Origin of the sequence: Acidaminobacter sp. JC074 (assembly GCF_022496765.1) — a bacterium.
In the GTDB taxonomy this organism is placed as follows: Bacteria; Bacillota; Clostridia; order Peptostreptococcales; family Acidaminobacteraceae; genus JABXKX01.
This window is the reverse complement of sequence record NZ_VANV01000008.1, coordinates 44,127-57,201: the sequence shown is the minus strand read 5'-3', so window position 1 is coordinate 57,201 and position 13,075 is coordinate 44,127. Positions and strand designations below refer to the sequence as shown.

General features: G+C 35.4%; 11 protein-coding genes. All 11 read right to left on the bottom strand.

Translation table 11 applies throughout. The features are described from left to right. Positions 1-12: 12 nt before the first annotated feature. Positions 13-1,254 (bottom strand): DUF2807 domain-containing protein, encoded by a 1,242-nt coding sequence (locus EZV73_RS09695; protein WP_240840098.1) that lies wholly within the window; start codon positions 1,252-1,254, stop codon positions 13-15. A 120-nt stretch (positions 1,255-1,374) separates the two neighbouring features. Further along, complete coding sequence (locus EZV73_RS09690; RefSeq protein WP_240840097.1) at positions 1,375-2,124, bottom strand: hypothetical protein; 750 nt, start codon at positions 2,122-2,124, stop codon at positions 1,375-1,377. Position 2,125: 1 nt separating this feature from the next. Further along, complete coding sequence (locus EZV73_RS09685) at positions 2,126-2,413, bottom strand: hypothetical protein (protein ID WP_240840096.1); 288 nt, start codon at positions 2,411-2,413, stop codon at positions 2,126-2,128. Positions 2,414-2,608: 195 nt separating this feature from the next. After that, positions 2,609-3,142, bottom strand: a complete 534-nt coding sequence (locus EZV73_RS09680) for a hypothetical protein (protein WP_240840095.1) — start codon at positions 3,140-3,142, stop codon at positions 2,609-2,611. Positions 3,143-3,317: 175 nt separating this feature from the next. Beyond that, positions 3,318-4,262: a 4Fe-4S binding protein gene (locus EZV73_RS09675; protein ID WP_240840094.1), complete on the bottom strand. Its 945-nt coding sequence runs from the start codon at positions 4,260-4,262 to the stop codon at positions 3,318-3,320. After that, positions 4,263-5,861: a BCCT family transporter gene (locus EZV73_RS09670; RefSeq protein WP_240840093.1), complete on the bottom strand. Its 1,599-nt coding sequence runs from the start codon at positions 5,859-5,861 to the stop codon at positions 4,263-4,265. Positions 5,862-5,896: 35 nt separating this feature from the next. Beyond that, entirely contained in the window at positions 5,897-7,450 is a 1,554-nt protein-coding gene (hutH, locus tag EZV73_RS09665) for a histidine ammonia-lyase (protein ID WP_240840092.1), read from the bottom strand. A gap of 210 nt (positions 7,451-7,660) precedes the next feature. Next, complete coding sequence (locus tag EZV73_RS09660; RefSeq protein WP_240840091.1) at positions 7,661-9,298, bottom strand: sigma-54-dependent Fis family transcriptional regulator; 1,638 nt, start codon at positions 9,296-9,298, stop codon at positions 7,661-7,663. Between the two features lie 210 nt (positions 9,299-9,508). Continuing rightward, positions 9,509-9,775, bottom strand: coding sequence for a DUF1292 domain-containing protein (locus EZV73_RS09655; RefSeq protein WP_240840090.1), 267 nt, complete (start codon positions 9,773-9,775; stop codon positions 9,509-9,511). A 61-nt stretch (positions 9,776-9,836) separates the two neighbouring features. Continuing rightward, complete coding sequence (locus EZV73_RS28875) at positions 9,837-11,705, bottom strand: S9 family peptidase (protein ID WP_240840089.1); 1,869 nt, start codon at positions 11,703-11,705, stop codon at positions 9,837-9,839. Beyond that, positions 11,698-13,029: an amidohydrolase gene (locus EZV73_RS09645; protein ID WP_240840088.1), complete on the bottom strand. Its 1,332-nt coding sequence runs from the start codon at positions 13,027-13,029 to the stop codon at positions 11,698-11,700. Before EZV73_RS09645 ends, EZV73_RS28875 begins: the two co-directional genes overlap by 8 nt. Positions 13,030-13,075 lie beyond the last annotated feature (46 nt).

Below are 13,075 nucleotides of genomic sequence, written 5' to 3'. Positions count from 1 at the left end.
AATGTCTTGTTCTTAGTCCATTAAATTATAAAATACATCATTTAGCTGAATCATTAAGGCTTCAAGCTCTTGCATGGCTTCTTCTAATTTTACCATAGCTTCTTCTACCTCTTCAGCGTATTCACCATATGCTTCTTCAAGCATACTATCATCAAAGTAACTATTCAAGTCCTCATCGAAGTCAAAGTCTTCGTCGAAATCATATTCATCTTCATCAAAGTCTTCGTCTTCGTCGAAATCATAATCATCTTCGTCATAGTCTTCATCTTCATCGAAATCATAATCATCTTCGTCATAGTCTTCATCTTCATCGAAGTCATAATCATCTTCGTCATAGTCTTCATCTTCATCGAAGTCATAATCATCTTCGTCATAGTCTTCATCTTCATCGAAGTCATGATCATCTTCGTCATAGTCTTCATCTTCATCGAAATCATAATCATCTTCGTCATAGTCTTCATCTTCATCGAAATCATAATCGTCCTCGTCATAGTCTTCATCTTCATCGAAGTCATAATCATCTTCATCGAAGTCATAATCATCTTCGTCAAAGTCTTCGTCTTCATCAAAGTCATAATCATCTTCGTCAAAATCTTCATCCTCTTCTAGATCAAAGTCAATCGAACTAGAAATATCACTTTCTGATGTTTTTACTTCTGGATTACCATAGATTTCTACTGAAGATGCACTTTCAGCTTGAACTTCTATTTGATCAAGAACACTCAGTTGAACATGTGATGCACGTTTACTGATGACTTCTGCATTCTTTGCTTCAAAATCTTCCATTTCAACTGTACTTGCATTAGTCGCATTGATTTTCACTTCGTTAGCAGCACCTTCGAGACTTACTTCACTGGCATTACTTAAATCAATATTTAAAGAATCAACAGTCATTTCACCACTTACACTAGATGCATATCTCAGTGTTAAATCCTCTAAATCTGGTAAGATAACCTCAGCTTTATATTCTGCATTCATGACCGATTGATTGTCCTTAATACCTAATATAAGAGTATCACCATCTACTCTAATATCAAGTTTTTCTTCTACAGACTCTGTATATGAGACCTTTACTTCGTAAGCATCTCCTTGATTAACAGAAACTTCAAAAGCATCTTCTACTAGGATGCTATCAAATCCATCTAAATCAAAGTCTTTTACAATGAGCTCATTCTCATCTGCAAATACGCCTGTTACAAATACATTCATGATGACCAACATAATGACCATTACTCTAGAAATTGTTTTTTTCATCTTACGCTCCTTTATCTGTCGTGTTAACCTTCACTATAGTATGCGGACCTTTATATTTTTTTGTGTCCCCTTTTTAAAAACTTTTTGAAAAAAAATAAACACATCCTGAAAATGTGTTTTTTAATAAACAAATGGTGTTATGTCATAGTCATAATACTTTTCTAAAAAGTGGTTCATGTCAATGATGTAGTCATATTGAATGGGTTCTTCTTTTATACCTTGATCTGTTCTTTTATAATAATAGATTGGTTCCTTATTGGTTTGATCTGAACCATCCTTATCATAAAAATGATTGGCTATGTAATTCTTTTGTAAAATCTTTTTCATACCATCTACTTCTTTAAAATGATACTTATAGGTATATGCATATAATATTGTCTGTGTCTCCTTTTCAACAGTCACATAAACATATGACTCATCTTTATCATAACCTTCATAGATGCCTGTAACAGAAAGAGTAAATGCAATATCAGAATCCATGTTTAAGATTCTAAAATATCTCTTCATATCTGTTTCTTCTTCTAAAAGCTTTCTCATTTCTTTTACATTCAGTCCGATGAAATCTGCTAGCAAAAGCTCATCGTAGGGAATACTTCTTAAAATATATGCACCAGCATGGAAGTGATCAGGGTCATCTTTATAAATAAGAAATTCCTTATAGGCTATTCTGAATGTATCATAATCTATTAGAAGTCGTCTTAATAAAATTTCTTCTACTTCTAGACGTATGGCAATATCTTGCTCTGAAAAAGTGTTTAACTCTTCATCATTTAAAAGATCTATAATATGATTTTCTGGTCCGCCTTCGTCACAGGCATATAAAGCAATTACCATTAGACTTATAAAAACATATAGTAGTACCTTTTTCAACTTATTGCCCTCCATTGACACGTCTAAAGTCAAGTATTCTATTTTTTCTAACAGCTACATCCACAACTTCACCAACATCGATTAAGCCATATTCCAAGGATGTACAAGCAAGAGGCAATCTTTCACCAAGATCATTATAAGCAATGAGTGTAAAATAGAAAACTGTAGAACCACTACCTCTAGGACTTATTGAATAAGCATGACCTTTCTTTTTCTCACTAATTTTCACACGTATCCATGTATGCTTCTTTAACCAATCATTTTGGGCCTCGTAAATATATGTAAGCATCCATGCACCAAATAGAGATGCTATGCCATATAAGATGTACCGAGCTGAGTATAAAGTAGAAAAATGTTTGATAATTAAACTTAAGTCAAATCCAAATGAAGGATGATATGTTGTAGTGCATTCATATAATAAACAGAGTAAAAATAATACTATAAATGTAAGAATATATGTTGTTATTACCTTCTTCATTTCCCTTTAATCCAGTCCTCCTGAAACAGATTCCCAAGGCTCTGACTTATTGATGATTTCCATTGCTGTTAAAAGCTCATTTAAATCATCGTCAAACTGTTTTTGACTCATGGGAATCACATTATTTTCAGCTGCATAAGATTCTACAGATCTAAAATCATTTAACAGCTTGTCTAAAAATACAATGACGTCTTCTTGATCTTGATCAAAAGCCTGGTCTCTAAAGATTCTAAAGGTCGCCTTATACCTGTAGGTGATGGGCGTATTTAGCTGCATAATTGACAAAACAGCATCTGTAGACTCAATCATTGACTCTATACGGTATATATCCTCAAGCCTCTCTCTTTCACTCATTTCATCCCAGTTATATCTCAGATGGCTGACTACTTCAGATGTTTCAGATATTTTTGTAATGGCATACTGAGCAGCTTCAACTTGGGTGGACCTAAACTTATAACCTTCAAATAAAGCTATAGCAAGAAAAACTGCCATTACTGCCATAGCTGTAATAACAATCGATTTACTTATTCTCATTTTCATCTTACCTCTTTATCTTTTCACTCTATTTCATTATACACCATAATATGGTACTTTCGCATCATTTATGCAAATCGATAAAATTCATACATTATGAAAGTTACATCCTACAAAAGGATATGATAAGAGACCATCTTATTAAAAATGGTCTCTTATCACTGTAAGTAAATAAAGTAAGTCACTTTATTTTATGAATTGAAATAGCTTCAGTTGGACAATTGCTTTCACAGATAGTACATCCAAAACACTTGTCTGGATCAAACTTGATCTGACTGTCTTCATATACAAAAGCATCAAAGTTACAGATTTTTGTACACTTCTTACATGAAATACATTTGTCTTCATTAAAACTTATATCATATCTTCTTTTGGGCCATATGCCTCTTGTACCTATAACTTCTGAGGCTCTGATAGGATAACAGCAGTCTCCGCAACAATGACAAATGGCATGAGCTTCTTCAGACGTATGCATTAAGCCATTTTTATCTGCCTTTATGGCTATGGCCTTTGCCTCCTCTTTTGAAATAACCTTTCCTCTACCTCTGTCGTACTCTGAGTTGATGTCGTATTCAAACAACATACAGGTATTAACATGCTTGTCACAAGTCATTTGAATGGACCTGCAGTTGCAAGGTACGACATAAATGTCTTTATCGAGACTGTCTATTAGTTCTAAGGTTTCATCCAAAGTATAAAAGTAGGCGTTTTCTATAAGCTCTCTTTTACCTTCTTGAATTTCCTTAAGTCTTGGAAGTGCCCCATCAGCATATTTCTTGACATACCATTTATCGATATCTTGTCTGATTTTTTCAGGTACCCTTTTCCAAAGGTCTTGCTCATACTGAGCAAAGTAAGCCAGTCTGGTATAAAGGCTAGAACATGTATATACATCCTCTGACACCTTGTTGATATTGGCCCTTTTATACATGTCCATGAGGAGTCTTTTAGGTGAAATCTCTATGTTATAATCCTTTAAAACATCCTCTATAATCTTTAATAATTGATCTTCGTCAAGTGATTTCTTCTCCATTTTCATGAGGATATCTTTCTCATAATCTGTGACGATCATGTTTTCTAAAATCTTTCCTTCACTTGGAATCTCAAATAACTCTAAAAAGTTCATTTAAGCCTCTTTTATTTCAGTCTCAGTCATAATGACCTTATCTAAGTTCTTGTCTTTTAAACCAATTGGCTTAGGCTCCACAACTTCGTCCATGCTGTAGTTTTTATCAATGACCAGTCGCTTGATGATACCTGCAAACAAGAAACACATGATAATAAGTACAGGGAAACCTGAAATTGCAAGTAGAGTCTTCATACCATTGATACCACCTGCTGTAACAAAGATAACTGCTAAAGCACCCATTAATGAGCCCCAGAATACCTTTACAAGAAGTGGCGCTTCTTTAACACCAATATTGTCTTTTAAAGACATTAAAGATATTGAAGATGTCATAGAGTCAGCCATTGTAATGTATGAAAGCATAACTGTTACAATAATAAGTGGTTGAATAATCTGACCCAGTGGCAAGAACTCAGCCAATTTCAGCATAACACCATCAAATCCTACTGTTGTCATATAAGAGAACATGTCAAATGTACCTGACTCCATTAAGTTGATAGCAAAGCCACCGAACACACCAAACCATAATACACCAAACATGGCAGGTGCAATTAAGTTGATTAGTACAAATTCTCTGATTGTTCTACCATAAGAGATTCTAGCTAAGAATAAACCAATCACTGGTGAGAATGACAACCAGTCTGCTAAGTAGAAAGTATCCCACCATTCAACCCACATATCCGAAGTACCTGGTGCTAAGAATATTGATGACGATACAAAATTATTTAAATAACCACCAAATGAATTCACTGTCAGTTCCATTAGGAACTTAGTAGGACCAGAGAACAATGTAATCAACAAGAATACAATAAAGATCCATGCATTTTTATCTGATAACCATTTGATCCCCTTTTGTAAACCTGAAGCTGATGAAATCGTATAAATAGTTGTAATAACGACTGCAAACATAATCCAGATTGCTGGTCCCGACTGGATGCCAGAAATCATTTCTAAACCTGCACCTAGTTGAATAAGACCATTTGCTAAACCACCTGCTAAACCAGAACAAATAGCTGTTAAGGCAATGGCATCTACAACTGTTCTCCATTTACTTTCTAAGAACTTTTCACCAAATAGAAGTGCCATACCAGATGATACCGCTTGTGGCAGCTTCATATTATACATAGCATAGGCAATACCAAAACCGCACAGTACGTACAATGCATATGGTGTGAATGTCCAGTGCATAAAGGCCTTGTTCATAGCAAACTGAATCGCTTCCGGTGAACCCGGCACTAAGTTAACACCTTCAGGTAATGCTTGTGAGAAATAAAGTGGCTCAATAGGTCCCCAGAACATGATGCCTGTACCAATACCTGCACAAAGTGCTATGGTAAAATAAGCCCAGGTTGACAACTCTGGTTTAGCATCCCTGCCACCAAACTTAATACGTCCAACTTTTGAAAATGCAATAACCATTACTGATACTAAGAATATAAAACATGCAAGTTGTGCAAACCAACCAAATTGTGATGCCATCCAAAGATAAACATTGGTGATAGAAGATGTTGCAACATCTGCATTAATCATACTTGCAATAATAACACCAACGAAAATGATAATTGGTACACTGATCATACTTAATCTTAATTTTTTCATTTTTCCCCCTCAAATACTATTATAACCTATAAGTGCTAAAACTTTAGTTGATTCGTCACCTCCTCAAGTGTTTTCATAATAACTCTTTCCTTAATTTGAACTGCAATGGCTTCTATGTAAGGACTCATATTAGAGTCGTCATGTACAAATGGTGCGACTTCTCTTACCTTGTCTCTAACATGTTTGGTAGCTGATGCAGGTTTTATATCTGTATAAAAATCTTGACCCTGGCAGGCATTGAAAAGCTCTGTTGATAAAATGTACTTGGCAAGATCTGTAACTTCTACTAACTTCTTTGCACAGTTATAACCCATGCTGACATAATCTTCTTGATTGGCACATGTTACAAAGTTATCTACACTTGCCGGGTGGGTTAAAATCTTAATTTGTCCCATAATACCAGCCGCTGTATACTGCGGTATCATCAGGCCATTATTAAGACCTGGGTTAGAGTTTAAGAAGGCTGGCAGTTCGTTTATAAGTGGATTGACCAGTCTGTCTAATCTTCTTTCTGACATCTTCATCAAGTTTGCCACAGCTATGACGCAAGCGTCCGCTGCAATACCAAGATAAGACCCGTCTGCATTACATCCCATCAATGCAAAGCCCACACCGTCTTCATCAAAGACAAGCGGATTGTCTACTGACGAGTTCAGTTCTATTTCCAAAGTCACCAAGGCATCTTTTAAAACCTTTTTTGCTGCCCCATGCAGTTGCGGCATAGACCTTAATGACAAGGCATCTTGTACTCTGTGATTTTCATAATGTTTGATAATTTCACTATCTTCAAGGATGGTTCTGATGTTATAAGCTGTATTGGCTTGGTCTTCATGTGGCCTTTGTGCCATCAGTCTTTCATCCATAGCCATAACAGTTCCCTTTAAAACTTCAAGAGACATGGCGCCTACAAGATCAGCTGTTTGAGCTAGAATCAAAGCATCGTACAAGCCCAAGGCTGTAAAGGCTGTAACAGATGTTGTCCCAGAAGTAAGAGACAAACCCTCTTTACTAGAAATCACGGTCGCTTCTAAACCTTTCAATTCAAGAGCTTCTTTAGCAGGATACAGCTTGCCATCTACATAGGCCTTTCCTTCTCCAATAAGTACCAAACCTATATGAGCTTCTAAACACAGATAACCAACCGAACCATGTCTAGGTACATATGGTATGATATCTTTGTTTAAAAGTGCTTTTAAGACTTCTAAAGTTTCTAAACGAATACCAGAATGCCCCATACCCAGATGCTGAATCATAACAAACATCATAGCCCTAACTTGATCCTTACTACATGGCTCTCCTAAAGAACAGGCATGTGATAATAAGTTGTTTCTTTGAACTATTTCTCTATCCTCTTTAGAAATCTTTCTTTTCCAGTTTTCCCCCAGTCCAGTATTGATACCGTATATGGGTGTTTCACCACCGGCTAATTCTTCTACAATCTTTCTGGCATGTGTCACACGCTTTATAAAATCATCAGAAAATGATATTTCAGCCTTGTACCTTGCAACTGCTATGACATGTTCTATTTTTATTTCCGGTCCTAGTACAACTTGTTTGATTTCACTAGGACATGATAGTTTTAAATTCATTCTATTTCCCCCTCGTAAATACTATATGCAAATCGCGTGCCATTATTTTTGACGATAATTCAACGTTTTGCCCATATTTTCAGATAATTCATACAATATAAAGCCTTCAAAAACAAGAAACGCCAAATGAGTTTGCACCTACTGCAAACTCATTTGGCATTTATTCACTTATTTATGACCCTCTTATAAGAATCGCAAAATCATTTTGCACTAATTCTTACTTAAGTCATATTTTTTTATTCGATATTGTAAACTTTGTCTTCTTAAATTTAAAATTTCTGCTGTTTTTGATATATTCCAATTGTTGATATCTAAATGATTCAAAAGCAGCCACTTCTCATATGCCCCCAGTGTTGTCCCTAAAGGAGCTCCAAAATCAACAGGTTCTTGATACTTCTTAATGATCTCAATAGGCTTATCCATCAAATGATTGGTATGCATCTGTATATAAGCTGGCAAATGATCAAACTCAATAATCTCTGTATGGTCTGGTATCAAGGCAAAGGCATATTCTATAACATTTTCAAGTTCTCTAATATTACCCACCCAGTGGTAGTTCATCAAGACAGATTGTACCCTAAGGCTTACACCATCTACACGCTTCATATACTTCTTGTTAAACTTAGAAATAAAGTGTTCCGTTAATAGAGGAATATCATCCTTTCTTTCTGGTAGGTTTGGCAAATCAAGTGTTATGGTTGAAATACGGTAATAAAAATCTGATCTAAATAGTTTGGTTTCTATTAACTTACTCAAATCATCATTAGAAGCAGTTATGATACGCGCTTCAAAGGGATATTCCTTTTGAGAGCCAATCTTTCTATAGGTTTTATTTTGAAGTGTTCTTAAAAGCTTGGACTGCATATTTAATGACATTGAGTTGACTTCATCTAGAAACAAGGTACCACCATTAGCTTGAGAAAAGAAACCTTCTGAATTCTCGCTGCCCGTATAAGCCCCCTTAACCACGCCAAAGAACAAGCTTTCTGCCAGACTTTCAGGAATAGCTGCACAGTTAACCGCTATAAAAGGTCTATCATTTCCATAGGAGAAGGAATGAATACTCTGGGCCAAAAGCTCTTTACCTGTACCTGTATCCCCGTAAATTAAAATAGATGAAGAAGTCATAGAAACCTTCTTAGCCACATTGATGGTCTTCTCCATAGACTTTGATTGATAAATAATATCTTTGAACTGAAAGTACTTACTCTTTTCAAAAGATGTATGCTTGCTTTGCAGGTATTCGTTTAAATAAAGTTTTTTATGAGCCTGTTTGTTGATGGTATCTATGGAGTTTTCAGTTAAAACAACCCCTATCAGCTCATCTTCATAGTATGTAGGAAAACCTGAGTTGATGGTAACCAAAGCCTTATGGTCCCTGGTTTCAAAGTAATCACATCTATCCATTGTCGGCCTACCTGTTCGAATGGTAGTCAAAACAGTAGAAAAGTCCTCATCTAGGTTGTATAAATCTACAAGGTGGGTGCCAACAAAGTCCTCTTTTTCTATGCCACTCATCTGCTCAGACACTTGGTTTAAATATAAATTATAGCCCTGCTTATTATAAATCTGTATGCCTACATCAATGGTCTCTAGGGCCTGTTTTGTCATCACGGACTCTATCACCTGCTTAGAAAAAAATACATATGAGACGCCCTTTAGGATGTTGATTTCATAGTAATAGGTCATGTTAAAAAGCTCATATAACCCCTTTTTCTTAACATAATCCAGATCAAGTAGTTTACCTTCAAACTTGAGCCTTCTTTTGTCTAAACTTTGGTCATTAACAATACAGTCCACCACTTTATTGTCATCGTCTAACTCCAATATCAAATCGTTAATAATCATATCCTCACCTTTATTACAACAAAACTTTTAATGCTTCTGCCACCATTAAGTTTAGCATAAGTTTATCCGACCTTTTCAAACAATGCAAGTTTTTCACTTATAAATAAAATCGTAATTATAACACATCTTTATTTACTTATAAGTAAAATGATTCTCAAACCAATATTATTTTAGATTCACATTTAAAAAGAACGTAGAATAATCTACGTTCTAGCCGTTAAGTTCTGCCATTCTCTTATCAAACAACTTACTTACTTTATCAAATTCTTCATCACTGATAATATCAGTTACTTCAATTGTGCCATCTTCATTGTCGAGATAGCCATACAACATAGCCACATCATCCTTTGGATGAAGCAGTGCAATATACTCTTTACCATCCACTTCAAATACATCTAATACCGGACATTCTAATACTGAACCATCCTGTAAGTTTAATGACACAACATCATATTCTTCTTCATAATCTTTACTCATATTTTCTCCTAACATTGATTTGTTCATGTCTATTATAACACTATCTCATCCACATGTTAGTCTATTTTAAGTATTTATCTAACCAATTTGAAATTTCACTTAATCTTACAAGTCTCTCTTTTGGTTTACCCGATCTAGACAGTTCATGATTTTCATCTTTGATCAAACAAAATCTTGTGTCTACACCATTTTTTTTAACAGCAGTAAACATCTGCATGGACTCTACATAATGACATCTGTAGTCTTTTTCAGAATGAATAAAAAGAATCGGCGTCTTGATTTTATCAGCATATTTCATAGGCGAATGATGCCAAAGCTTCTCGTAATCATTAAATGGCGTTGCACCATTTTGATACTCCGTCCAATGGTAGCCTATATCCGATACACCATACATGGTGATCCAGTTTGAAATACATCTTTGAGATATAGCTGTTTTAAACTTATCAGTTTTACCAACTATCCAATTGGTCATAAAACCACCATAAGAGCCTCCCATGACCCCTAATCTATTTTCATCAATGGCTGGACAAACCTTTAAAACAGTATCCGTGAACTTTAAAATATCTTGATAATCGATGGTACCAAACTTACCTCTGATATCAGAAAAAGCATCGTCTTTTCCATTAGATCCTCTTGGATTACAATAAAAAACAATATAACCTTGACTGGCCAAATACTGAATTTCATGATTATATACATCACCAAAAGCGCTCTTTGGTCCCCCATGAATACTCAAAATGCCTGGGTAAGTCTTAGATGGATCATAATCTTTTGGTTTTACCAAATAACCATCAATAGATAAGTCCTCATCATATACAAAGGACACTTTCTCAGTTTGAGCTCTTCTTGCTTTATCATTAATTGAAGTCAGCTTCTTATAAGAGTCTTCAGTCAATAAATAAAAGTCCTGTAAATCATAATCATGCATGCCAATTGTCATAATGTTTTCAGATATAGCATAGGCATCAATGGATCCCTTAGGTGTCTCAAAGCATGTATGATTGCCTTTTAAATCCACCCTATTCAAGTAAGAAGAACCACCTTGAGTCGTTATGAAATATAAGGCATCCTTATGGGATTTAAATGTATCAACACCACCATGTCTACAATCAGAAATCACCGAATTCCAAAGACTGAACTTAAGATCTGGTGTTAAAAGTGTCCAAGTGGCATTAGACAGATTGATACTGTATATCTTATGGTTTTCATTTTCTCCATATAGCTTACAATCACTACCTGCAACAATAAGCTTACCTTCTATAATTTCTGCAAAAGAGAATATAAAATTATTTGGCTTTAAGATTTCTGTATAAGTCTTTTTTACCAAATCATATATAAGTAGATCATTTCTAGTTTCAAGTACGCCTTTAAAAGGCATGAATCTTATGACAACAGACCTGCTGGCCTGGTCGTACTTAAATGACTCTACATATTCACCTTGTCTAGAAATAACTCTACTTTCATGTGTTTTAAGGTCATATAACTTTAAGATTTTCATGCCATAACCAAAAGAGCCGCCATTTGCCCAAAATGGAATTTCTTCGAATATCTCATAATCACCATCTAATTTTTCTTCTTTATGTTTGGCCTCAGTCATATAAAGAAGATGCGATTTGTCTATCACACACAAGTTACTCACAGATTCATCGAATGAGAAGACTAGATTACCATCTAAATTAAAGAACTTGGTCACTTCACCTTCTCTTATAGCGTATACCAGATCATCTTCATAAAATAAGAAGTCTACTATATCATGTCTATCCGTTAAAAGTTCATAGTCCCCGTTTGGATAAACCTTAATCAAATCATGAAAGTAATTGTTGCTTTCTAATTGAGCTTGATGGACTCTTGCCACCGCATATGTACCAGTCGGATGGTATTTAAGACTTGAAAAAGACTTATACTTTATAAAATCATCTATTTTAACCACATGTTCCCCCTAAAATATCAGCTTTATAAGTTTTATTTGAAAACATGGAATCTAAGAAATCAAAATAGTCTTTTTTTGTCTTAAAAACAGGTTCGTATTCTTCTATGATCTGCTTAGCAAGACTTGCCTGGTCCTTTAATAACTCATATGCCATTAAGGCAAGATATTGAGTTGCAAAAACGTAAGCTGTCTCCTTGTCTATAACTTCATAGTCTGGACTGTGTAAGCCACCTTTTATACAACCGATACATGTCTCAATAGCTGGCATCAAGGATGATACATCACCAAGGTCCGTTGAACCCGAACTTGGCACTAGATGAGTAACATCATTTCCTACAATCAAATGTCCTACAGATTCCCCTAAATCTGTCAGTCCCTTGTTCATAGTAAGTGGCAACATACCAGGTGTGTTCTCTATCCTAATATCACAATCGATTGCATAGGCAGAGCCTATTAAGGCACGATCAACTTTTAAGTTGGTATCAAGTACTGTCTCCACAGAGTTGGCTCTGACAAAAGTTTCTACAACCACTTCTGAAGGAATCACATTAACCGCCTGTTGGTTGGTATGGATAACAGGATGTACCCTTATATTGCCGGAATTAACAAAAGTCTCTCTAATAGCGTTAATGGCAGTCAAACCTAAATTAGCTGCATACAAGGCATTCTTACCTTTTTCAGGTGCTGACGCTGCATGAGATGCCTTGCCAGTAAAAATTGCCTTCTTAGCTACAAAACCATTAGATCCGCCCTCTAGACAAATTTTCTTGTCGTGAGATATGGCATGAATCATAACAGAAATATCAACATCATCAAAAATACCTCTACTTATGCATTCCGCTTTTCCCGTAGGATACTTAATGATGCCATCTTTTATTAAAGACTGTCTATAATCCATTTCCAAGTACTCTTCAGCCGGTACAAATAAGAAGTGTACATTTCCAGTCAGTTCTTTCATTACATCAAGTCTGATAAACAAATCAATGACAAACAATACATCTGACATCATGATGTTATGCCCACATGCATGCACAGCGCCAGTCTCTGCACTGTCTTTATGTTGAGGACATATTACAGCGTCTAGTTCTGCAATCAAGGCAACTGAAGGGCCATCTTTTCCAGAACTCAAAGTCACTTTAACCCCTGTCATACCTTCAAAGGTTTCATAAGGAATCTGCATCTTATCAAGATAGTTCTCTAAGTATGCCTGCGTTTCAAACTCCTTAAATCCTGCTTCAGGCCTATTGTACAAGTCATTTGCAATTGCCTCAATCTCTTTTTTAGATGACTCTATATAAGCCATCATTTTTTTATCTAAACTCATATCTAATCCTTTAATAGGCATCCGTCCAAAGACAGATGCCTGATAT